The sequence below is a fragment of the Micromonospora sp. DT15 genome (genome assembly GCF_049841475.1).
Classification (GTDB): Bacteria; Actinomycetota; Actinomycetes; order Mycobacteriales; family Micromonosporaceae; genus Micromonospora.
Genome location: NZ_JBNCKJ010000002.1, coordinates 590,300 through 610,611, shown reverse-complemented (window position 1 = coordinate 610,611; position 20,312 = coordinate 590,300). Strand labels below are relative to the sequence as shown.

General features: G+C 73.3%; 23 protein-coding genes. 3 read left to right on the top strand and 20 right to left on the bottom strand.

Annotation, left to right across the window (positions count from 1 at the left end):
- From ACLQ3F_RS07000 to ACLQ3F_RS06925, 16 genes are all read right to left on the bottom strand, one after another.
- Entirely contained in the window at window positions 1-756 is a 756-nt protein-coding gene (locus ACLQ3F_RS07000; RefSeq protein ID WP_425847229.1) for a hypothetical protein, read from the bottom strand.
- A 30-nt stretch (window positions 757-786) separates the two neighbouring features.
- Window positions 787-1,248 carry a hypothetical protein gene (locus tag ACLQ3F_RS06995; protein ID WP_425847227.1) on the bottom strand — a complete coding sequence of 154 codons (462 nt, stop codon included), beginning with the start codon at window positions 1,246-1,248 and terminating at the stop codon, window positions 787-789.
- On the bottom strand, window positions 1,245-2,174 hold the full coding sequence (locus tag ACLQ3F_RS06990; RefSeq protein ID WP_425847225.1) for a hypothetical protein: 930 nt from the start codon (window positions 2,172-2,174) through the stop codon (window positions 1,245-1,247). The genes ACLQ3F_RS06995 and ACLQ3F_RS06990 overlap by 4 nt, the downstream gene beginning before the upstream one ends.
- A complete protein-coding gene (locus tag ACLQ3F_RS06985) occupies window positions 2,171-2,686 on the bottom strand; it encodes a phage tail protein (protein WP_425847224.1) in 516 nt (171 codons plus the stop codon). The genes ACLQ3F_RS06990 and ACLQ3F_RS06985 overlap by 4 nt, the downstream gene beginning before the upstream one ends.
- The gene (locus ACLQ3F_RS06980) at window positions 2,667-5,336 is read right to left on the bottom strand and encodes a putative baseplate assembly protein (protein WP_425847223.1); all 2,670 of its coding nucleotides are present in this window, start codon (window positions 5,334-5,336) and stop codon (window positions 2,667-2,669) included. The genes ACLQ3F_RS06985 and ACLQ3F_RS06980 overlap by 20 nt, the downstream gene beginning before the upstream one ends.
- Complete coding sequence (locus tag ACLQ3F_RS06975) at window positions 5,333-5,767, bottom strand: GPW/gp25 family protein (RefSeq protein ID WP_357199255.1); 435 nt, start codon at window positions 5,765-5,767, stop codon at window positions 5,333-5,335. Before ACLQ3F_RS06975 ends, ACLQ3F_RS06980 begins: the two co-directional genes overlap by 4 nt.
- Entirely contained in the window at window positions 5,764-6,102 is a 339-nt protein-coding gene (locus ACLQ3F_RS06970) for a hypothetical protein (RefSeq protein WP_355007388.1), read from the bottom strand. The genes ACLQ3F_RS06975 and ACLQ3F_RS06970 overlap by 4 nt, the downstream gene beginning before the upstream one ends.
- Window positions 6,102-7,694: a contractile injection system protein, VgrG/Pvc8 family gene (locus ACLQ3F_RS06965; protein ID WP_425847221.1), complete on the bottom strand. Its 1,593-nt coding sequence runs from the start codon at window positions 7,692-7,694 to the stop codon at window positions 6,102-6,104. Before ACLQ3F_RS06965 ends, ACLQ3F_RS06970 begins: the two co-directional genes overlap by 1 nt.
- Window positions 7,691-8,563, bottom strand: coding sequence for a hypothetical protein (locus tag ACLQ3F_RS06960; RefSeq protein WP_355007390.1), 873 nt, complete (start codon window positions 8,561-8,563; stop codon window positions 7,691-7,693). Before ACLQ3F_RS06960 ends, ACLQ3F_RS06965 begins: the two co-directional genes overlap by 4 nt.
- The gene (locus ACLQ3F_RS06955) at window positions 8,563-10,050 is read right to left on the bottom strand and encodes a hypothetical protein (RefSeq protein ID WP_425847219.1); all 1,488 of its coding nucleotides are present in this window, start codon (window positions 10,048-10,050) and stop codon (window positions 8,563-8,565) included. The genes ACLQ3F_RS06960 and ACLQ3F_RS06955 overlap by 1 nt, the downstream gene beginning before the upstream one ends.
- On the bottom strand, window positions 10,025-10,507 hold the full coding sequence (locus tag ACLQ3F_RS06950) for a phage tail protein (protein WP_030327509.1): 483 nt from the start codon (window positions 10,505-10,507) through the stop codon (window positions 10,025-10,027). Before ACLQ3F_RS06950 ends, ACLQ3F_RS06955 begins: the two co-directional genes overlap by 26 nt.
- A gap of 1 nt (window position 10,508) precedes the next feature.
- Window positions 10,509-11,759 (bottom strand): phage tail sheath family protein, encoded by a 1,251-nt coding sequence (locus ACLQ3F_RS06945; RefSeq protein WP_357199243.1) that lies wholly within the window; start codon window positions 11,757-11,759, stop codon window positions 10,509-10,511.
- A gap of 23 nt (window positions 11,760-11,782) precedes the next feature.
- Window positions 11,783-12,481, bottom strand: coding sequence for a carboxypeptidase regulatory-like domain-containing protein (locus ACLQ3F_RS06940; RefSeq protein WP_357227504.1), 699 nt, complete (start codon window positions 12,479-12,481; stop codon window positions 11,783-11,785).
- A complete protein-coding gene (locus ACLQ3F_RS06935) occupies window positions 12,478-13,086 on the bottom strand; it encodes a glycine zipper family protein (RefSeq protein WP_357199237.1) in 609 nt (202 codons plus the stop codon). The genes ACLQ3F_RS06940 and ACLQ3F_RS06935 overlap by 4 nt, the downstream gene beginning before the upstream one ends.
- A gap of 11 nt (window positions 13,087-13,097) precedes the next feature.
- Window positions 13,098-13,433, bottom strand: a complete 336-nt coding sequence (locus ACLQ3F_RS06930) for a hypothetical protein (protein WP_355007395.1) — start codon at window positions 13,431-13,433, stop codon at window positions 13,098-13,100.
- A 143-nt stretch (window positions 13,434-13,576) separates the two neighbouring features.
- On the bottom strand, window positions 13,577-14,389 hold the full coding sequence (locus ACLQ3F_RS06925; protein WP_425847216.1) for an LppM family (lipo)protein: 813 nt from the start codon (window positions 14,387-14,389) through the stop codon (window positions 13,577-13,579).
- A gap of 140 nt (window positions 14,390-14,529) precedes the next feature.
- Between ACLQ3F_RS06925 and ACLQ3F_RS06920 the strand changes: the two genes are divergently transcribed.
- The gene (locus tag ACLQ3F_RS06920; protein WP_357199230.1) at window positions 14,530-14,994 is read left to right on the top strand and encodes an NUDIX hydrolase; all 465 of its coding nucleotides are present in this window, start codon (window positions 14,530-14,532) and stop codon (window positions 14,992-14,994) included.
- Here the strand turns inward: ACLQ3F_RS06920 and ACLQ3F_RS06915 are convergent.
- Window positions 14,964-15,350 carry an FAD-dependent monooxygenase gene (locus ACLQ3F_RS06915; RefSeq protein WP_425847214.1) on the bottom strand — a complete coding sequence of 129 codons (387 nt, stop codon included), beginning with the start codon at window positions 15,348-15,350 and terminating at the stop codon, window positions 14,964-14,966. The genes ACLQ3F_RS06920 and ACLQ3F_RS06915 overlap by 31 nt on opposite strands.
- A gap of 176 nt (window positions 15,351-15,526) precedes the next feature.
- Complete coding sequence (locus ACLQ3F_RS06910) at window positions 15,527-15,961, bottom strand: FAD-dependent oxidoreductase (protein ID WP_425847212.1); 435 nt, start codon at window positions 15,959-15,961, stop codon at window positions 15,527-15,529.
- A 67-nt stretch (window positions 15,962-16,028) separates the two neighbouring features.
- Here ACLQ3F_RS06910 and ACLQ3F_RS06905 point away from each other — a divergent pair, with 67 nt between their 5' ends.
- Window positions 16,029-16,658, top strand: coding sequence for a TetR/AcrR family transcriptional regulator (locus ACLQ3F_RS06905; protein WP_355007399.1), 630 nt, complete (start codon window positions 16,029-16,031; stop codon window positions 16,656-16,658).
- A 565-nt stretch (window positions 16,659-17,223) separates the two neighbouring features.
- Window positions 17,224-18,348 carry an FUSC family protein gene (locus ACLQ3F_RS06900; protein ID WP_425847211.1) on the top strand — a complete coding sequence of 375 codons (1,125 nt, stop codon included), beginning with the start codon at window positions 17,224-17,226 and terminating at the stop codon, window positions 18,346-18,348.
- Between the two features lie 33 nt (window positions 18,349-18,381).
- Here ACLQ3F_RS06900 and ACLQ3F_RS06895 read toward each other — a convergent pair whose 3' ends face one another.
- Together ACLQ3F_RS06895 and ACLQ3F_RS06890 are read right to left on the bottom strand one after the other, a co-directional pair.
- The gene (locus ACLQ3F_RS06895) at window positions 18,382-19,089 is read right to left on the bottom strand and encodes an alpha/beta hydrolase (protein WP_425847209.1); all 708 of its coding nucleotides are present in this window, start codon (window positions 19,087-19,089) and stop codon (window positions 18,382-18,384) included.
- A 91-nt stretch (window positions 19,090-19,180) separates the two neighbouring features.
- Window positions 19,181-20,173 (bottom strand): LacI family DNA-binding transcriptional regulator, encoded by a 993-nt coding sequence (locus tag ACLQ3F_RS06890; RefSeq protein ID WP_425847208.1) that lies wholly within the window; start codon window positions 20,171-20,173, stop codon window positions 19,181-19,183.
- Window positions 20,174-20,312: the final 139 nt, after the last annotated feature.

The window sequence follows — 20,312 nt, the reverse complement described above, 5'->3', positions numbered from 1 at the left end:
TCAACGGCTCGGAAGGGCGGCCGTTACCCGGATGGCCTTGACGATCGCCGGGATGGAGCCGATCAACAGCACCAGGCCCCAGATGATCGCGATGATCGCGAAGACCAGCGCCGCCACGTCGTCGACGATGCTGACCAGGATCACCGGCACCAGGTTGTGCAGGAACTCCAGCACGACAGTGCACAGCAGGGTGGTGAGGATCAGCAGGACGAGGCCCTTGTTCTGCAGGAAACGCGGTTGGGCCAGCACCAGCATCCCGGCCCACACCAGCTTGAGCAGCAGCACCAGCCCGAGCAGCACCGCCGCCTCACCGACCGGGAAGAAGCCCCACAGCGCCAGATAGGCCAGGGTGCCGAACGGGACGGCCAGGAACAGCGACACCATGATCATCAGCTCGACGAACGCGACGACCAGCGCGACCAACCCGACGATGATCAGGATGATCGAGAAGATCAGGCTGGCGACGCCCTGCACCCGACCCTGGACGCGCTCGGGCAGCAGCAGCCCCAGGCAGAACAGCCCGGTGGTCCAGACCGCCACCGCGTCGATCAGCGCCAGGTAGCCGGTGCCCCGACCGGACGGTTCGCTGACCCCGGACACGTCGTCGATCTCCACGTCCAGCGAGCCGGCGCTGTCGGCGAGGGCCGCGCCGGCGTCGGCGCCGCCGAGCAGCAGCCCAGCGCCGAGCTCCACCCCGATCGCCAGGACGATGGCGAGCATGGCCATCAGCAGGAACGGCTTGCGCAGGTCACCCACGGCGGCACCTTCCTCTCGGTCCCTGTCGATTCAGGACGTGGCCACGACGACCGTGCAGCCGCCCAGGCCGGGGCAGGTCAGGCCCACCTCGGTGGCCTGGTCGACGGCGATCTTCGCCACCGCGCCGGTGCCGTCCGCGGCCGGCTCGACCTCGTCGCGGATGGTCAGGTCGGCGTCGCCGGGCGCCGGGGCGACGACCGTGAACCGTGCCGTGCTGCGCAGCACGAGGGTGCGCAGCCCGCCGGGATCGGCCACCCGCACCACGCAACTGCCGGAGAACGCCAGCCGGCCGGTCTCGTCGGCGCAGTCGGCGCTGACCGTCAGCGGATCCACGGCGGACCGCTCGCCGCCCAGCGCGCCCAACCGGTCGACGAACCCGTGCCGGGCCCCCGGATCCCCCCGGTCGTCGCGGCCCGCCCCGACCGCTACCACGAACAGCGCCACCAGCAGGACGGCGAACAGTCCCAGCAGCGCCTTCTGCCGTCCACTCATCGCGCCACGGCCTGCGCCACGACCTCGGTGAACCGGATCTCGTCGACGCCCGCGAAGTAGCGGTTCGTTCCCTGCGTCTTGCCGACCACCAGGAGCGTGACCTGGTGCGGGCCCTTGGCGAGTTGGACAGTGCCGACGTCCAGGAACTCCGTCTTTCGCACCGTCGGGGTGAAGCCGAGGAACGTCCCCCCGACCGGGCGGCCGTCGATGACGAAGACGGTGTTGGCGTAGTCGAGGGAGGTGGTGCGTACCGTGGCGAAACGCCAGGTGCCGTCGGCCGGGATCTGCACCGTCACGGTGACCTTGTCGCCGATGGCCAACCCCTGGAAGAACAACTGCTTGTCGCCGGACCAGGTCACCCCGCAGCAGTTGGGTTGCGCCTCCACCTTCGCGGCGCTCTTATTCGGAGACTCCACCAGCGCGCCCTCCACCAGGCTCTCCGCCTCGACGGTGACCACCCGCGGCTCGCCGGGGGTCGGCTCGCCGTCGCGGGTCAGCAACACCACCCCCACGGCGACCACCACCAGCACCAACGCCGCCGCGGCGGCGATCCACAACCACGGGGTACGCCGTGGCGGCGCGACCGCCCGCACCTCGTAGGTGACCCGGCCGCTGGAGCGGGAACTCTCCTCCGGCGCGGTGTTGGCCGAGTACGCGAACCCGGTCATGTCGTAGCGCCGGGGCGCGGTGCCCGCCGGCACGGCGAGCTTGACCAGGAACGACACCGAGCCCTGCCCGGGTACCACGCGTTGGGGTTCGGCGACGGTGAACCAGGCCCGCTGCGAGCCGTCACCGGGTGCCACGTCGAACACCACGGTGTCCGGCGCGTTGCCCGGGTTGGAGACGGTGAAGGTCAGCTCGCCGCTGTTGCGCGGGTCGAGGGTGAACTGCTCGGCGGCGGCGACGACCGCCCACTCGGTGGTCATGACGACTCCTCTTCCAGGACGATCTCGACAGTGGCCGAGGCGGGTTTCTCCGCCTCGACGATGCGGGTGATCACGGCGAGCTGACCGGCGGCGGCGACCGGCACCCGCACCACGACGTGGAAGGCCCGCTCGGGAGGCTCGTCGATGGCGAAGCCCGACATCCCGGTGGCCAACTCCAGGGCCCGGCGCATCCCGTACGGGGTGCCGCGCCAGCGGGCCAGCAGGGCGGCGTTGGCCACCAGGTCGCGCAGCCGACCCACCGGCAGCGGCAGCGGGGTGTCCGGCCGGGGCGAGGCCACCACGTGATCCATCGCCACCCAGCGGGTCAACCGCACGACCAGCCCGTCCGGCGCCCGGTACGGGTCGAAGAGCGCATCCACCTCGGCGAGGATCGCCTCGTCCGGGGCGTGCAGCCCCTCCATCACCTCCAGCAGCGCCCAGAGCACGCTGCCGGGCACGCAGGCCCGCTGGTAGGCGGCGGGCAGCAGCCGTTCAATCGCCGAACGTCGCATCCTGGCGCACCACCTCGATGTCGTGCTCGCCGGAGCAGAGCAGCCAGGTATCGGGGACGGTCACCACGTCGGCGGTGGCCTGGTTGGCGCTGGGCGTCCAGGTGACGGCGTCGGCGCTGCGGTGCACGCCGCGTTCGCCGCTGGCCAGGATCAGCCGCTCCGCCGCGCCGGTGCCGCCAGCGGCCGCGCTTCCGGCCGTCGGGCCGCTCACCGCGATGGCGTCGACCGGCACGAACCGGGTCCGGTCCCGCAACGGCAGCCCGCAGTTGACCGACACCGCCTGCCACTGCGGCTGGGCGGCCAGGGTGTCCAGCCGCAGCACCCCACCGCTCTGCGTGGCCGCCACCGCCTGCTGACCGACGAACGCGAGGTCCCGGCAGGTGCCGCCGATCCACCCGCTCTGCATCGACTGCCACTTCACATCCGACTCGAACAGCCGGGTGCGGTGGCAGCCCTGCCCGGGTTTCTTCGGATCCGGCTCGCCCGCGCCGCTCCAGAGCAGGGTGGCTGGGCCGTCGTACTGCACGGCGAGGACCCGGTTGTCCACGTTGGCCAGGCCGACGTGGGTGAAACTGCCGGGTCGGCCGCCGGTCGTCGACAGGTACACCCCGAAGCTGGCCTGCGCCGCCACCGCCACCCCCGGCGCACCCCGCTCGGACACGAACGTGCGGACCGCGTAGAAGCCCCGGTCGGCGTCGGACGGGTCGACCAGGATCTGCAACGGCACCGCCCCGGGCAGCAGCGACACCTCGTACAGGCCGGTGTCGGTGGCCACCAGCAGCGCGCCCGCGCCGTCGCGGTCCAGCCAGGCCACGTCGGAGATCCGCGAGTCGAGGTCGGTGAGCAGCGACCACGTCTCGCCCAGGTCGGTGCTCAGGTGCACCCGGGAGCCGCCCGAGGCGCGCAGCGTCACCACGGCCACCGAGCCGGGACGCGCGACGATGCCCGGCCGTACCGGCGCGGGCGCGGGCGCCACCCGCAGCACCGTCTCGTCGTCGAAGCGACCGGCCGGTTCCCAACCGGCGCCTCCGTTGCTGGAGCGGAACAGCACCGGGCCGCGCCCGGCGTACCAGGTGCGCGGCTGGTACTGGTCCACGGCGAGGGCGCGGACGTCGGCGTCGGGGGCCTCGTCGACCACGAACCGCACCGACTCGACGTAGCGCACCCCCGGCTCGGCGTGCTCCAGCAGCCGGTACACGTTGGACGCCCGCAGTGGCTCGCCGAACGGCCAGCCGGTCGGGTTGAGCGCGGTGGGCAGCGGACTCAACGTCTGGTGCAGCCGGTCGTGGATGCGGCGGCGGACCGCGTCCACGTCCTCCTCCCGGCGGACCACCACCCGGGCCCGCACGGACACCGCCTTGAACCGTGCCCAGGTGGCCCGGGAGCGGATGCCGACCATCCGGCGTTCCTCCAGGTCCGCCTCGACCCGGTGGCGCGCCTCGGGCACCTCGTGCTCGCGCAGCACCGCCACCGGCAGCCGCCCGCCCGGTCGGGCCGCCTCCGGCACGTACGGCACGAGCACCACCTCGACCTCGCCCGGCCGGGCGAAGCTGTACACCGCCGCGCGGGTGAACGCCCGCGCCCGCGCCACCGCGCCGGAGCTGGTCGCGAGGACCTCGAAGTCGCGGGCGGTGACCGCCCGTTGCTGGGCGAAGAACTCGTACGGGCCGCGCAGGAGCACCGACTCCAGCGCCTCCATCTCCCGGCCGCCGGCCGCCGGCGTGGGGTTGTCCACGCGTACCCCGGGTAGTGGGTCGCGCAGGCTGGTCAGCGTGCCCGCCGCCACGTTGCCGGTCGGCCCGCCACCGGCGCGGTACCAGAGCCGGATCTGCCGTCCGGCCGGTGGCACCGCCGCAACGGTCACCGGCGGGGTGCTCATCGGTGCGGCCGCGTCGGCGGTGGCCTCGGCGTGCGGGGTCGTCCCGGCGGGGGTGCGCAGGTCGAGGGCCGGGGCGAAGACGACAGTGCCGGAGCACCGGTCGACCAGGTACGCCTTTGCCTGCGGACCGAGCCCGGCGAAGCTGTCGACGGGCTGCCAGATCTCGAACGTGCGACCGTCGTGCTCGCGGGCCGCCGCGCCCAGCTCGACGGTGCCGGCCGCCACCTCCACCCCGAGCAGCAGGTCCAGCGCCTCGGCGGTGCGTGTCAGCGGCGCGTGCGTCGCGCGCAGCACCTGCCCCGGCTGGCCGGTGCCCACCCCGAGCAGCTCCGCCTCGACCGGTTCGCAGTGGTGCATCCGCACCGTCACCGACGTCTCGTCGGCGGGCAGCAGCGTCGGCTCGGTGGTGACGAACACGACCGGCCGGGGGTCCGCGCCCCGGGCCGCGGCGACCCGCAGCCCGGCCGGGATCCGGACCGCACCGCGGTCGGTGCCGGTACGGGTGAACCGGACGTCCGCCCAGGCCGCTGTCGGCGCGTGCCGGGTGACCCCGAGCAGGTTCAGAAACGAGACGTACGCCTTCTCCGGCAACTGGTTCAACCGGTAGATCATCACCTCGGTGAGGTGTGCGAACGTCTCCACCAGCGCCATGCCGGGGTCGTGCGCCGACAGGTCGGTCCACGCCGGGCAGGACTGCCGGATCCGTTCCCGGGCCTCGGTGACCAGGTCGAGGAAACCGCGATCGTCCAGGTGCGGCACGGGCAGCGTCATGACGCTCCTCCCTCAGCGGGCTCGTCGACGGGGAGCAGATCCACGGAGAAGACCAGCTGCCCGGGTGTCAGGCTGGCCCGCACCCGGTAGTCCAACCGGATCACCAGGCGCCACGCGTCGTCCGGGTCCGGCCCGGCGTCCACGTCGATCACCTCGACCCGGGGCTCCCACCGGGCGATGGCCTGCCGGACGTAGTGAATGGCCAGACCGGCAGTCGTGTCGTCGTTGGGCGCGAAGACCAACCGGTGCAGCCGGGAGCCGTACCCGGGTCGCATCAGCCGCTCGCCCGGCGTGGTCGACAGGAGCAGGAACAGCGCCTGCCGTACGCTCTCGTCGCCATCGGTCATCGCCAGGCCGCCGGCAGCGGTGAGCGCCAACCCGCCGGTGCGGCCGGCGTCGAAGCCGGCGCCGACGAAGCGGAACGCCCTCATCGGTCCGCCCCCAGGAACTGCTGGCGGGGGTCGCGCACCGTGTGCTTGACCAGCCCCGGCGGTGTGCCGTTGGTGAACCCCTCCAGGTGCGACAGCACCACCCGGTGCCCGTCGACGCGAACCCAGTCGCTGTAACCGACGCGCACGGTGAGTGTCGTGGTGCACGGCTTGATGGTCGGGCCGTAGTTCGGGCAGGCGACTATCTTGCGTCCCTCCGGGTCGTCGTCGACGAGCACGGGCACACCGGTGACGGTCACCCACTCCCGCGAGGGCCGGTTCTCGACCCGGCCGTCGTGATCGCAGGTGATCACGGAGTCCCGGTGGATCCAGCGCATCAGCCGCCTCCTTCGTGGTGGGCGCGGGCAAGCGTTCGGGCCTGCTCCGCCGCGGTGGTCGGGTCCTCGGTCGAGGCGGCGTGCAGGAAGTCCACGCTGCGGGCGCGCACCACGATGGCCCGGCCGGGTGCGGAGATCACCAGGTCGGACGCCGCGTGCAGGGTGGCCAGGTCGGGGGTCAGCTCCAGGAAGCTGCCGCCCTCGGTGCCCAGCCGCAGGCTGCGCCGCACGTCGTCGACGACGATCGACTGCCCGCCGGCTGTGCGCATCGTCCAGCGGCGGGCCTTTCCGTCGTCGATGCCCGCGTCGTACGGCTCGACCGCGCCGAACAGCGAGCCGAGCACGATGCCCGAGGCCGGCTCGCCGCCGGGCAGCACCACGAGCACCGTGTCGCCCGGATCGGGGAGCGCCACCAGGCCCTTGCCCGGCCCGGCCCCGGGACAGAGCACGGCCAGCCAGCCGGCGTCCAGGTCCCCGTACGCCGGCAGGGTCAACCGGACCCGGCCCAGCCCGTCCGGGTCGGCGACGTCAGTGACGCTGCCGAGGGTGACCACCGCGCCGCCGGTCGGGGTCGCCGGGGTGGCCGGCGGCACAGTGGAGAACCGGGTCAGGTGCCCGTTGCCGTCCACCGTGTGCACGACCTCGGTCAGCACGTACGTGCCGGCGACCGGGTCGGGCACCCCGCCGAGGTCGACGCGGCGGCCCGGCCGTAGCGCCGGGTCGCCCTCGGCCACCCCCTCGGCCGTTGCCAGCGCCGCCGCGCGGCTGTCGAGGCGGGCCTGGGCCAGCGCCGCCAACTCGTCGTCGCTGCGGCCGGGCTGGTCCACAGCGGTGCGAACGCCGTCGGCGCCCACATCGGCAGGGTCCGGGCGGTCGTCGGCGGGTCGGCCGCAGCGCGCCTCGTCGACCTGCTGGCTGATCACCTCGGCCCGCTGTGGGTGCCAGCCCAGGGCCGCACTGGCACCGCTGGCCTGGTCGGTGTTGGTGGACAGCCGCAGGCTGTGCACCCCCGCGCCGAGCGTCAACGTGACCGGTTCCCCGTAGCCCGCGAGGGTGACCAGCCGGACACCGTCACCGTCGGCGGCCAGGTGCAGCCCGGCCCGGCCGGCCACCTCGCGCAGCAGCTCAAGGTCGCTGTGCCGGTGCTGGAGCAGCCGCTCCAACCGAGGGCCGTCGACCTCGGCGGTCACCGCCAGCCCCACCGCGCCGCACAACTCCTGCGCCAGCTCGGCGGCGGTCACCGAGGTGAAGACCCGCAACCCCTGCCGCTTGCGCAGCCGGTGCAGTGGGTCGTACGCCCGCAACCGCAGCACCGCCGCCCCGTCGGCGGCGAACTCCACCTCCACGCAGGTGACCTCACCGGCGAACAGGGCGTCCTCGTGGTCGGCGAGCCGGACGTCGAGCGCCGTGCCGGGGCGTACCGGCGGGTCGAACGCGCCGGTCCCGGCGGTGGTGGCGAGCACCAGTTCGGCCTGGGTGGGCTGGTTGAGCCGGGCCGCCACCCGCACCGAGCGGACCCGCTGACGAGCCGCGCCGACCAGCTCGACGCCGTCCAGCAGGACGACCAATGCCCGGGGCGCGAGGCTGGTCACGGCGTACCCCCGGGACTGCCGGACGCGCTCGGAGCCGCAGCGGTCGGGCCGGTCGGCGCGTTCCACGGCGCGTCGGCGATCGAGGCGCCCAGGTACGACGCTCCCGCGCCCACCACACCCGCCACCGCCCGCGCCAACCCGGTCACCGGAGCGGTGCCGGCGCTCGGTGGCACGGCGAGGGTGGTGCCGGCCGGCACGGCCAGGGGATCGGTGATCCGGTTGTGTTCGGCCAGCAGCCGCCAGCGCAGCGGCGAGCCCAGCGCGTCGTTGGCCAGCAGATCGAAACGCACACCGGAGCGACCCGGCTCGGCCGCGCCGTCACCGGCGGCGATCACCGCGCTGCCCGGCGCGGCGGTCGGGGTGCTCGCGGCGGCCAACTCCTCGGCGAAGCCGGCCTCGGCCTGATCGGCCGTCTCGGCGGCGCGGACCAGCTTCAGCCGCAGCCAGGACCGCCGCGGCGACCCGGTGCCGGTGAACGCGTCGAACCGTTCCGCCACGGCGACGATCACACCTGGCACGTTCCAGGTCTTGCCCCAGACCAACCGGACCAACGGCGGTCGCAGCCAGCCGTGCTCGGCAGTGGAATTCTCCGCCAACATCCACAGCGGACGGGTGAGCACCCGAACGTCGGCCGGACGCAGTTGCGCCTCCACGAAGTCCACGTCGAAGAGCAGGTCGAGCACCAGCTCGGTACGGCCACCACCGGTGAAGACCAGCGGGTCGTCGGCCAGACCGGCCCCGGTGAGCTGCCCGCCGCCGGCACCCCGCTGCCGTACGCCGGCGAGCCGGGTCACCTGCACGGTCTCCGGGTTGAGCAGGCAGTCCACCCGAACGCCGGAGGAGTCGATGAGGAAGGCGACGCGTTCCATCAGTCACCCGCCTGTTCCCGGTCCAGTCGGGTCAGCTGGGCGGCGTCCAGCGCCGCCCCGGCGACCGACCACAGTGCGGAGTCGTCGGGCAGTGCCGGCCACGGGTCGACGCTCCGGGCCGCTGGGCGGGGCGGCGGCTCGTCGATGCCCGTCGGTCGTCCGCCGCCGGCCGCTCCCGTCCCCGCGTCGCGCCGTGCGGCCGGGTGCCCGGGTGGCGCCGGTTCACCGGGCAGGGCCAGCCACGGTCCACCGTCCGCCAGGCGATCCAGGTCGCCGCGCGCAGAGGCCGACGGGTGTTCGGCGCTCGTCGCCGTCCACCCGGTCCAGGATGGGTCGACCCCGCCCCGGATCGGCCCGTTCCCGTTGCTGCCCCGCACAGCCGCTGCGTCCCCTCGAGACGTCCAGGCCGCGTCCTGCGCATCACCACGCGGGTGCCCGCTCCGGTCCTCCCTGGGCCAGCGCTGACCGTCCGGGTGGCCCCCGAACCCGTCGCGGCCACCCGGGAGCCGGTCGGTGGTGGGTCGCGCGGGGATCGCGCCGGTGGAACGCCGGTGGTCGACCTCGCCGGACCGCCGTGCGTCCCGGAGTGGGTGTGAGGTGGTTCGGGTGGCCTCGACCCGGTGCGGGCGGTCGCTCGGCGAACCGTGCGGCCCGAAGACCATGGAACGGACCGGCGGTCGGGGTCCGTCCGCCCGGGGCAGCCCGCTCGCGTCAAGGGCCGTGCTGTCGACGGTCGCGGCATCGTGGGCCGTGGCGTCGGGGGCCGTGGTGTCGTGGGCAGTGGTGTCGACGCGGGCCGTCCGCCGTACCGGAGGCACCGCCGCGCCCGGTTCCGCCGGCCAGGTCGATCCGGCTGGCGGGGTCGACGCGTCCGGCCAGGTGGATCCCGCCGGCGGGGTGGTCAGGTCCGAGTTGGACGAGGGCGTTCCGTCGCCGGGCGGGCCGGCAGCATCGGTCCGCGTACCGTCGGGCTGGTCACCGGCTCGCGACGGACGGCCCGCCCTGCCGGTGCGGCCCTCGGCCCGCGACCTGGTCGGCCCGTTGTCCCCGCTCGCACCGGGACCGCCCACGCCCACCTCATTGCCGAGCCCGCCGAGCCTGCCGGATCCGCCGAGCCCGCCGAGCCTGCCGGATCCGCCGAGCCCGCTGAGCCTGCCGGACCTGGCGTTCGCGACCGGGTCCGCGCCCTCGGCGTCGATTCGACCGGTCGGGTCGCCCTGCCCGCCGTCCCGGACCCCGGCCCCGGCGTTGCCGGCCGGGGGCGGGTCGAGGTCCAGGTCGTGCAGCAGCCCGGGCGCGTGGGCGGCGACCAGGTCCAGCCAGTGCCGCGGCGGTTCCCCGAAACGGCGTGGGGCCGCCTCGGGCGTCTGCGACGGCGGCGGAAGGTGGCCGGCAGGCTCGACCCGCCCGGCGAGGCGCTGCACCGCTCCGGCCGCCGAGCGCAGTCGGCCGGCCAGCCAGCTACGCGGGCGTCGGCGCGGTGGCACCGCCGGTCTCCAGCTCCAGGCCCTCGTAGCGCAGGGTCAGCGAGGCGATGGCGATCTCGTGGCTGAGGGTGTTGAGGTGTGCCCCGCGCCACCGTGTCGGCCAGGCGTCGATCAGGTTCCAGCGCAGCACCTCGGCCGTCCCGACCGAGTCGAGCAGCACCACGGAGACGTTGCGCCGGTTGAGGGTGCCCTGGGCGGTGGCGTTCACCCAGTCCCACAACTCGCGGGAGGCGGTGAGGCCGAAGTGCAGCGTCACCGGCTCGTACTCGGCCTGGCCTGGCACCATCCGCATCCGACCCAGGCCGTGCTCCCGGTACGGCTGCCCGGGGATGTTCACCTCCAACCCGGTCATCTCGGTGAAGTGGCCGTTGGTGACGCCGTTGATGAGCAGTCGGAAGTTGTACGCCCGGTACGGGTCGACCGGGGCCCCGGGTTGCGGGGTGGCGGTGGTGGGCATGTCAGCCTCCGATCGTCTCGGTCTCGGTACCGCCGGCCCACTGGCTCAGCTTGAACACCACGAACTCGGCGGGCTTGACGACCGCGATGCCGATGTGGGCGATCACCATGCCCGCGTCGCGGACGTCCGGCGGGTTGGTCTCCTCGTCGCACTTGACGAAGAACGCCTCCTCCGGGCTGCGCCCCAGCAGAGCGCCGTCGCGCCACACCCGGGTGAGGAACGCCCCGATGTCGCGCCGGATCGAACGCCAGAGGGTGAAGTCGTTGGGCTCGAAGACCATCCACCGGGTGCCGTTGGCGATGGCCTGCTCGATGGCGATGCTGAGGCGTCGGACGTTGAGGTAGCGCCACTCGCTGGCCTCGGCGGCGAGCGTACGGGCGCCCCAGACGCGGATGCCCTCGCCGGCGAAGTAGCGGATCACGTTGACACCCTTGGGGTTGAGCACGTCGTGTTCCGGTCGGGTGACCAGGTAGCCCAGGTCGACGGCGCCGCGCACCGGCTCGTTGGCGGGTGCCTTGTGCACCCCGCGCAGGGCGTCGGTGCGGGCCCAGATGCCGGCCAGGTGCCCGCTCGGCGGGGTGAGCTCCAACTCGCCGCTGATCGGGTCGCGCACCCGCAGCCAGGGGTAGTAGAACGCGCCGAACTCGGACTGGCGCGGCCGGTAGGCGGCCCCCTCGTGGCCGCCGGAACCGCCCGGCTGGGCCGCGCCGCCGCCGGGACCGCCGCCCGTACCCTCGGCGGGCTTGGGGGGTTTGCCGGAGGACGGCGTGGCCACCCGGGTCAACGCGGAGATGTCGTCGATGTCCGGCGCCGGGTCGCAGATCGCGACCATGGTGCGGGTGCGCTCGGCCATGCTGAGCAGCGCCTCGTGCGACACCACGTCGTGGAAGCCGGGCGCGGCGATGATCGAGATCTCGTCGACGGCCTCCAGCAGTTGCAGACCCCCGCGCCGCTGCCCGGAGCCGGTGATCGCGCCACCCTCGCCGACGTTGACCACCCAGCAGCGGGCGCCCCCGTTGTCCAGGAAGCCGAAGACCGCCCGTGCCAACGGGGTGCTCTCCACCCGCTCCCCACTGGCGAAGAGCCGCAGGAACTCCGTCCAGTTGTTGACCGGCACCGCCTTGCCCAGATGGGCGGAGCGATCCGGGGCGACGCCGACGAAAGCGGCGATGCTGGTGCTCGCCGGCCCGATCGGTCGGGCGCCGCTGGGGACCTCCTCGACATAGATGCCGGGGGAGAAGTAACTGGGCATCGGTCCTCCTGTGCCTGTGGGTGTCAGTGGGTCGGTGGCGCGCAGACGATGACGATGTCGTCCTCGGCCGGGTCGACGTCGGCGGTGAGGACGAGCCCGCGTCCGCTCAGCCGCAGCCGGACCGGGCTCGGGTGCTCGGGGTCGTGCGGGACACCGACGATCAGGAACCGGCCCTCGGTGTCGGTGCGGGTGGCGGAGCCGGTGGCGGGCAGCTCGACCCGCATCGCGGCCAGTGGCTGCTCCTGGGGGCCGACGACCCGCCCACTGAGGCTGCGCACGTCGAGTTGCCGCAACCGCAGCGGTTGCAGCACCGGCGGCGCGGCCGGAGTGGGGTGGTCCACCTGCGCCGCCACGTCGATCAGCAGCGCCGGTCGGGGCGCGGTACCGAACGCCGTCCACAGCGGTGGATCACCGGCCTCCAGTACGACCGGGTAACTGCCGTCGCTGGTCGCGGCGGTGAGGACCCGGTCCAGCCGGGGCAACCCGGCCGGACCGGTGACGCAGAGCAGGTGGCGGACCGTGAATCGATACGGTTCGCGGACCGCGCCGCTGGAGCGGGTCTGCCGGGCCGGGCGCAGTTCGAGGGGCCAGAGAGTGAGCCCGTCGGCGTCGTCGCACGCGCGGGGCGGGCCGATCGGGACCGGTTCCCCCGCCGCGCTGGTCACCCAGGCGACCAGCTCGGCGGTGGCGCTCTCGATCGGTCCGCGCCCGTGGGTGGTCATCGCGGCGGCGTCCCCTGGATCCGGTACGCGATGGCCTCGTTCCACACGTGCGGGTAGACGCCGATCTCGAAGTACCGGGTGAAGCGGTTAATCGGCGCGTTGGTGTGGTCGTGGTAGAGCAGCCACACCGGCGCGATGGTGAACAGGACGTAGTTGGCCAGGACGAGGGGGATGTAGAGCGGCCCGAGCAGACGACCCTGGAAGATGTGCACGTCCTCGTGCCGCTGGATGCCGGAGGTGGAGCCGGCGCAGACGGTGCCGATGGTGGTGGCGTAGCGGGGCGACACTCCCTCCACGACGCTGACCCGGCCGCTGTTCAGTGATGTGGGCCGGTCCAGTGAGTGCCCGAAGATCAGGTGCACCGTCAGGTAGATCGCGCCGACGACAGTGTTGAGCAGACTCCAGGTGTGGTCGACGACGAAGAGGAAGATGCCGCGGGCGTCCGAGCCGTACACCCCGGCGGAGGCCACCGACCAGCCGAAGACCGCGCCGACCACCAGGCCCACGACGGCGCCGATCAGCAGCCCGATGGGGCCACCGGCGAGGAAGCCGAGCAGGGCGCCGAAGCCGACGTGAGCGGCTGCGCTGAGAATTCCGAAGACCATGACGGCACCCCTCAGACCCAGGAACGGAAGACTCGGGGCTCACGACCGCTCGCGACCTGGGTCGGCGTCGCCTGTCGATTGCCGGGCGGGAACTGGTTGACGCCGAGCGCGGCGGAGAAGATGACCAGCGCGTTGAAGAACGCGATGACCCACTTCTCGCCGCCGGCCTCGTCGGCGAACGCCGCTGTCACGTAGGACAGCAGCAACGCGATGGCGATGGCGATCCACTTGCGGAGCTTGTCGCCGCTCGGGCCGATCAGCCCGCCGATGACGTTGGTGGCCAGCAGGGTGGCGGCGCTCGCGCCGGCGATGGTCCCCAGGGCTGCCCAGGTGAAGAGATCGTTCATGACGATCCCCCTTCTGCGATGGTGCGACCGGGATGTGGTGGTGGTGAGGTCCGGTGCCCCTGCGGGGAGCACCGGGGCCGGTCGCCGTCGTCTCGGGGGCGGCCGGGGCCGGGCGTGGCCGGCCGAGCCGGCCACCAGGTGGATCAGCCGGGCCCCGGGGCGCCGGCGGGAGGGCCCGGCGGCGGGGTCGGACCGGGCGCCGCCGGCGCCGCGGGGTGACGGCGGCGAATCAGGAGTACGCCCACCGCGGCGAGCAGCAGCAGGAGGAGGACACCGCCGACGACGAACAGCCAGGGGAATCCGCCGTCGTCCTCCTCGCCGGCGGCAACCGGCGAGGTGGACGGTCGTGGTGGCGCCTCGGCCACGGCCCGCAGCTCGGCTGGCTTGTCCTGGTTGGGATCGACCTTCCAACTGACCGACCGGCCGTTGACGGAGCCATTGCTGTCGATCACCCGGCCGGGAAATGTCACCGAGATCTCGAACGACATGAGCTTGAGGAACGCCTGTTGGTTCTGCGGATTCTGTTCCGCAACCTTTCCGCCATATTTCTTGGGATCGAGCGGCAGCGTGAAGCGGTAAAGATCGCCGTCCCTGACCAGTTTCACGCTCTCGGTGTCGAAACCAGCCAGCGGCGCCTTGCGGTAACTGATCTGGGAGCCGTAGAAAGTGTCGTCCTGGTAAAGGGTTTCCTCGCCCGCCGGCAGGGCGGGGATGTTCTGCCGCAACTCCGCGAAGGCGACCGGGAGGTTCTTGTTGCGACTGCTCAGCACGGACTTCTGGGCCGTCAGCAGGAGCTGCCCGTCGACAGTGTCGTCGGCGTTGACGGTCAACCCCATGTTGAGCTGCATACAGCCGCTCAGCGCGGCGAGAAGAAGGAGGCACACCGCGACGCGGAGTGCCCTACCGCGGTTGACTCTCCTGTTCATGGGCTCAGTGTGTGTGATCGCTTTCACCATCAGCAGTCAGCGATCGGTCACAACGAAGTCGCCGATTGTACCGGCGCACTGTCGCCTTTGATTAGTGCCGCCGACGCCCCGAATGACTATTCTGGAGCTTTGGGGCCACGACGGCTCCTCGCCGGCCGTAGTCTGGCCGGATGAGAATTGTCGCGTGCGTCCTGCTGGTAGATCCCGACGGGCAGTTGCTGTTGCAACTGCGCGACGGCGACGCGACGCACCACCCGAACGTGTGGGGGCTGCCCGGCGGCCACGGCGAGCCGGGGGAGACGCCGGAGCAGACCGCCGAGCGGGAGTTGTTGGAGGAGACCGGCCTGCGGGCCGACGGGCCACTGCAACCGGTCGCCGTGCAGTCGCTGCCCGAGCTGGCCCGGGTGAAGCACTACTTCCTCGGCACCACCAGGGCCCGGCAGGAGGACGTGGTGCTCGGCGAGGGCGCGGCGATGCTCTTCGTCCCGGGTGCCGAGGTGCTCGACGGTCGTCCTTGGACGCCGGGCACCGTGGAGGTGTTGACCGAGTTCCTCGCCTCGGCTGAGTACGCCGCCCTGGCCACCGGCCGGATCGCTGGCCCGGCTCAGACCGCCGGCGGTCGCCAGTCCGCGTAGCGAGCCATGCTGCGCAGGGCCAGCCGGCTCGGGATGAGCCGCAACGCGACGGTCCGCATCGCGAAGGCGACCGGGTTGTGCAGCTGCTGTCCGAACCGTCCAGCGACGTAGGAGGCACGGGCAACTGACTGACTGCGTGGTCGACGCTGCTCGTCGTACGCCGCCAGGGCAACGGGCACGTGCCCTGCGCCGCCGGCGCAGACCGCGCCGAGCACCACAGCGTCCTCGATCGCCTGTCCGGCGCCCTGCCCCAGGTTGGGCGTCATCGGGTGGGCCGCGTCGCCGAGCAAGGCCACCCGCCCCCGCACGTACGAGGGCAGCGGCTCAGCCAGGTGGTGGATGTCGTTGCGCAGCACGACGTCGGGTGGAGTTGCCGCGAGAAGCGCCGGGATGGGGAAAGGTGATGGCCGCCCGCCACGTCGTCGATCCGGCGTACACCGGACCGGGGTGTTGCGGCCAGAGTTGGGCGCGGACCCGGCTGCGCAGGCCGTCGGCCTCGACCACCAGATCGGCGGTGACCGTGTGAGGGCCGTCAGGGCTTTGATAGCGCACCTCGGCGCTGTCCGGGCCCCGACTCGACGTGCTCCACCGTGGCGGAGGTGTGCAGGGACGACGCCGGCAGGGCCTCGCGCAGGGTGCGGTGCAGCGTGGCCCGGTGCACGCCGAGCGCCGTGGTGCCCAGCTGCCTGATCATTTCCGCGGCCTCCACCCGGGACAACCATCGCCCGTGCCGGTCGCGCATTCCGCCGGGCGCCTCACCGTGTCCACCCCGGCGCAGGGCCGGGCCGAGTCCGAGGGCGTCCAGCGCGCGCACCGCGTTCGCCATCAGGCTCAGGCCGGCACCGACCTCGCGCATCTCGGGGGCGCGCTCCAGGACGGTGACCCGCCATCCGTGCTGGTGCAGGGCGAGTGCCGCGCTCAACCCGCCGATGCCGGCGCCGACCACCACCGCGTGTGAGTCGTCCATGTCGATCCTCCTTCTACACCTGTAGAAGAGCGATACTACCTCCGGACCACCGGGAGGGAGGAGTGCCATGACGGCGCGGGGGAACCGGATCGCGACACTGACCGACGCGGCCATCGAATTGATCGCCGACGGTGGTATGCGAGCCCTGACCCACCGGGCGGTCGACGGCCGCGCCGGAATGCCGCCGGGCACCACCTCCGCGTACCTGCGGACCCGGCAGGCGCTGATCGAGGCGGTGGTGGGACGGCTCGCCGAGCGGGACCGGGCCGACCTGGCGGCGTACGACCTGCCGACCGGCCCGCCACCCCCGACCCCTGCGCCCCGGCTCGACAGCGGCGACCTCGACGCGCTCGCCGCCGGCGTCGCCGAGGTGCTCGACCGCTGGTTGAGCACCGGACGCAGCCGGAGCCTCGCCCGCTACGCGTGCCTCCTGGAGGCGGTGCACCGGCCCGAGCTGCGCGGCATCCTGCAGCACGGCACCGGCCTGCGGGTGCAGGCCCGGGACCTGCTGACCCGGGCCGGGGCCACCGACCCTGATCGGCAGGGCGACCAGTTCGTGGCGTTCGTGGACGGGCTGCTCTTCGACCGTCTGGCCGGCGCGGGCGCGCTCAGCGCCCCACCGCCCGGTACGGTCGCCAGCCGCGCCGACCTGAGCGCCGCCGTCCGTACGCTGCTGCGCGCCCTCACCGGAAGCTGACCCGACCGGCGCCGGTCGCCGAGCGGGACGCCGCGCCTGCCCGCGCGCGGGCCGATGGTGTCTTGGGCCGGCCGCGCGCAGGCCCGATGGTCTCTTGGGCTTGGTGGCGCGTGGGCCCGACGGCGTGCGGGCCCGTCTGCGCGCTTGCACCCGGCTGGGTCGCACAGCAGCCCGGTGATCAGGTCCGACACGGGATGGGAGACTGATCGCCACGGGATGCCGTGGCCGCCGGCATGGTGCGGTGGGCCGGCCCTTTGGAGCTGAATCGTTTACGACATCGCGCCTGATTCGTTTATGACATCAGCTCCAAAGGGCGAGTGGACGGCGTGCTGCGGTGTGCCGGCGTGAGCTGGTGGCGGATGTGGTGAGCTGACGGCTTGACGGCTTGACGGCTTGACGGCGTGACGGCGTGACGGCGTGACGGCGTGACGGCGTGACGGCGTGACGGCGTGACGGCGTGACGGCGTGACGGCGTGACGGCCTCGCGGCCTCGCGGCCTGGCGGCCTGGCGGCTTGGCATTGGGGCGGTCTGGCGGGTGGCCCAGCGGGGTGGAGAGGTTGGGCGATGGTGCGGTTCAGGGGCCTGCGGACGGCCGGCGGCCGGCTGCGGCACGGCTGGCGGCCGGTGTTGGAGGCAACCGTCGCGGCGACGGTGGCCTGGCTGCTGGCCACCCGGTTGCTCGGGCACCCACAGCCCTTCTTCGCGCCGGCCGCCGCGCTGATCGTCCTCGGACAGGCCCGGGGGCAGCGCATCCGCCGGGCCGTCGAGGTCATCCTCGGGGTCGCCGCCGGGGTGCTCGTCGCGGACCTGGTGGTGCAGGCGCTCGGCCCGGGCAGCACCTGGACGGTGTTCACCGTCATCCTGCTCACAGTCTTCCTGGCGGTGGCCTTCGGCGCCACCGGCGTGACGCTGGTGCAGGCCGCCGTTTCCGCGCTCTACCTGGTGGTGGTCGCACCGCCGGACGGCTCGTTGGTGCCGTTCCGCTTCGTCGACGCGCTGGTCGGCGGCGTGGTCGCCCTCGCGGCCAGCCTGCTGGTCGACGCCCGGCATCCGCTGGCCCCGCTGGTCGCCGAGGTGCGGCGGACCTTCGACGAGCTGGCCGGTCTGCTGGGCGGGATCGCCGACGCGCTGAACGACCGTGACGAGCCGGCGGCGGTCGCCGCGCTGAGGCAGGCGCGGGGGATGGACGCCCGGGTGGACGGGCTGCGCGACGGTGTGCTGGCCGCCGGTGAGGCGCTGCGGCTCAACGTCCGTCGACGTCGGCACATCGGTCGGCTGCGTTCGGTGGACGAGTCGATCCGACAGATCGACTACGCGGTCCGCAACGTCCGCGTGCTGGCCCGTGCGGGCGTGACCCTCAGCCGGCTGCACACTCCTGTTCCGCCCGAGCTGGGCGTCGCCCTGCGGTCACTGGCCGAGGCGGTCCGTCAGGCCGGTGCCGCCCTCGCCGCCGACCTCGACGGGCAGGAGGAGACCGCCGACGGGCACGCCAGTCGGGCCGACGAGTCGGCGCTGGCCGCGGTGCACGCCGCCGGGCAGCTCTTCGGCCCCACGCAGACCCTCCCCCTAGCGATGATCATCGGTCAGGTCCGGGCGACGGCCATCGACCTGCTGCGCGGCGTCAACCCGGAGGACGACGCCGCCGTCCTCGGCCGCGTCGACGAAGCCCTGGGCCTCCCACCGGTCTGATGTCCGCACTGCTCAACGCTGGTTCCCCGACCTTCAAGGATGGGCGGTCAGCCAGGTGGTGGCGGCGTCGCGGATCGGGGCGGGAATGTCGTGGCCGCCGGGGAACTCCTGGTAGGTCACGTCGTAGCCGAGGTCGTGCAGGTGGGGGACGAGACGGCGGCTGCACACGTCGATGGGTAGCACCCGGTCGTCGACGCCGTGCGAGACGAAGATCCGTGGCCGGCCGTGGGTGACCGGTGGCGCGGCGAAACCGGGGGAGAAGGCCAGCACCGCGTCGACCAGATCCCCGTTCGCCAAGCCCAGCGATAGCGCGTACGAGGCACCGTCGGAGAAGCCGCCGACCGTCACGTCGGCCACCGGGTAGGTGTCGAAGACGGTCGCCAACAGCCCGTCGATGCGCCCCACGTCCGCCCCGAAGCCACCGGCGATCAGGTCCCAACTGGCCGCTGACGAGTCCGGGGCGACCAGCAGCAGGTGATGCGCGTCCGCGACCGGCAACAGCAGGTCCAGCCCCTGTCGCGCCGAGCCGCCCGCACCGTGCAGGAGCAGCACCAACCGGTACGCCGAACCGTCGGTCGCCGGCTCCGGGGCGTACCCCAGGGCCAGCCGGTCACCGTCGGGGCCGGTCATCGGCGCCAGCCCGGTGCGGCCCGGCGCCACCGGAGGGTGCCGGCGGACGGTCAACCGGCCGTCCCGGGGGCTCGGCGCCGGGTCCCAGTGCGACGGCGCGGAGTCGGACACGGGTCGGCGCTCCTCACGGTGGACGGAAGGTCCGACGCGGTTACCCGGCCCGCCACTGGTTAACCGTGAGCGTGCTCGACCGGACGTCGACTCACGCGCTGGCCCGTGCCACCAGTGCGGACGGGAAGAAAGTCACCGGGGCAGCCGGGCGCCCCTCCAGCAGAGCGGTGGCTGCGGCGCCGGCGATCCGCCCGACCGGATGACTCGCAGTGGTCAGCGCCGGGGCGGTCATCCCGGCCAACGGAATGTCGTCGAAGCCGGCCACCGCGACGTCGCCGGGCACCTGCGCGCCGGCGTCGCGCAGGCCAGCGATCACCCCGAGCGCGGTGTCGTCGCTGATCGCGTAGATGGCGTCGATGTCCGGCCAGCGGCGCAGCGCCTCGCCGGCCGCCGTCCGGCCGCGCGCCGCCCGGAAGTCCCCGGGCAGTATCCGCTCCGGTAGGCCGGCCTCGGCCATCAGCCGGCGGTACGTCTGCACGGGGCGTTGCGCGCAGGGCAGCCACCGGGGGCCGGTCACCATGGCGATCCGGCGGCGCCCCGAGGCGTACAGATGACGCAGCACCGCCTCGGAGCCGGCGGCGTTGTCAACGTCGAACGAGGGCACTGTCGCCGAGCCGATGCCGATCGAGACCACCCGACCGCGCAGCGACCGGGGCACCGCCGCCAGCAGCTCCTCGGTGGTGTTGACCAGGATCACCCCGCACACACTGCGATCGCCGTCGAGTTGGTCGAGGCTGCGGGGGTCGCCGAACGGCAGCCAGCACAGGGCCACCCCGACACCGGCGGGCGTGCACACCCGGGCGGCCGCGCCGACCACCTGGTTCACGTACGGGTCGTCCAGCACGGCGGCGCTGGTGCCCAGAACGGCAACGACCAGGCGTACGCCGCCTCGGCCGTGGACCAGCGCCCGCGCGGCCGGGTTGGGCACGTAGCCGAGCTGGTCGACGGCCGCCGTGACCTGTTTCCGGGCGGCCGGCGAGGCGAATCCCGTGCCGGCGATCACCCGCGACGCCGTGGACCGGGACACCCCGGCGACCCGGGCCACGTCCTCAAGAGTGGCCGGTCGGTGTGCCGCTGTCGTCATCGTCGCCTCCTTCGGCGGCCCGTCAGGTGGGGACCAACGCCTGCCCATCATGCCCCGGCCGGTCCAGCAGCGGTAAGGGGCGGTGCCCGGTTGTGGTGGTAGCGCTCTCAGGTGTGCGATCGTGCCAGCAGATCACCCC

What these genes read in the sequence shown, in the direction of transcription:
- ACLQ3F_RS06925 (WP_425847216.1), bottom strand. Translation starts at nt 14,389, where the DNA reads ATGGTGAAAGCGATCACACACACTGAGCCCATGAACAGGAGAGTCAAC.
- ACLQ3F_RS06935 (WP_357199237.1), bottom strand. Translation starts at nt 13,086, where the DNA reads ATGGTCTTCGGAATTCTCAGCGCAGCCGCTCACGTCGGCTTCGGCGCC.
- ACLQ3F_RS06945 (WP_357199243.1), bottom strand. Translation starts at nt 11,759, where the DNA reads ATGCCCAGTTACTTCTCCCCCGGCATCTATGTCGAGGAGGTCCCCAGC.
- ACLQ3F_RS06980 (WP_425847223.1), bottom strand. Translation starts at nt 5,336, where the DNA reads ATGACGCTGCCCGTGCCGCACCTGGACGATCGCGGTTTCCTCGACCTG.
- ACLQ3F_RS06960 (WP_355007390.1), bottom strand. Translation starts at nt 8,563, where the DNA reads ATGGAACGCGTCGCCTTCCTCATCGACTCCTCCGGCGTTCGGGTGGAC.
- ACLQ3F_RS06990 (WP_425847225.1), bottom strand. Translation starts at nt 2,174, where the DNA reads ATGACCACCGAGTGGGCGGTCGTCGCCGCCGCCGAGCAGTTCACCCTC.
- ACLQ3F_RS06920 (WP_357199230.1), top strand. Translation starts at nt 14,530, where the DNA reads ATGAGAATTGTCGCGTGCGTCCTGCTGGTAGATCCCGACGGGCAGTTG.
- ACLQ3F_RS06940 (WP_357227504.1), bottom strand. Translation starts at nt 12,481, where the DNA reads ATGACCACCCACGGGCGCGGACCGATCGAGAGCGCCACCGCCGAGCTG.
- ACLQ3F_RS06975 (WP_357199255.1), bottom strand. Translation starts at nt 5,767, where the DNA reads ATGAGGGCGTTCCGCTTCGTCGGCGCCGGCTTCGACGCCGGCCGCACC.
- ACLQ3F_RS06950 (WP_030327509.1), bottom strand. Translation starts at nt 10,507, where the DNA reads ATGCCCACCACCGCCACCCCGCAACCCGGGGCCCCGGTCGACCCGTAC.
- ACLQ3F_RS06890 (WP_425847208.1), bottom strand. Translation starts at nt 20,173, where the DNA reads ATGACGACAGCGGCACACCGACCGGCCACTCTTGAGGACGTGGCCCGG.
- ACLQ3F_RS06995 (WP_425847227.1), bottom strand. Translation starts at nt 1,248, where the DNA reads ATGAGTGGACGGCAGAAGGCGCTGCTGGGACTGTTCGCCGTCCTGCTG.
- ACLQ3F_RS06930 (WP_355007395.1), bottom strand. Translation starts at nt 13,433, where the DNA reads ATGAACGATCTCTTCACCTGGGCAGCCCTGGGGACCATCGCCGGCGCG.
- ACLQ3F_RS06900 (WP_425847211.1), top strand. Translation starts at nt 17,224, where the DNA reads ATGGTGCGGTTCAGGGGCCTGCGGACGGCCGGCGGCCGGCTGCGGCAC.
- ACLQ3F_RS06985 (WP_425847224.1), bottom strand. Translation starts at nt 2,686, where the DNA reads ATGCGACGTTCGGCGATTGAACGGCTGCTGCCCGCCGCCTACCAGCGG.
- ACLQ3F_RS06970 (WP_355007388.1), bottom strand. Translation starts at nt 6,102, where the DNA reads ATGCGCTGGATCCACCGGGACTCCGTGATCACCTGCGATCACGACGGC.
- ACLQ3F_RS06905 (WP_355007399.1), top strand. Translation starts at nt 16,029, where the DNA reads ATGACGGCGCGGGGGAACCGGATCGCGACACTGACCGACGCGGCCATC.
- ACLQ3F_RS06910 (WP_425847212.1), bottom strand. Translation starts at nt 15,961, where the DNA reads ATGGACGACTCACACGCGGTGGTGGTCGGCGCCGGCATCGGCGGGTTG.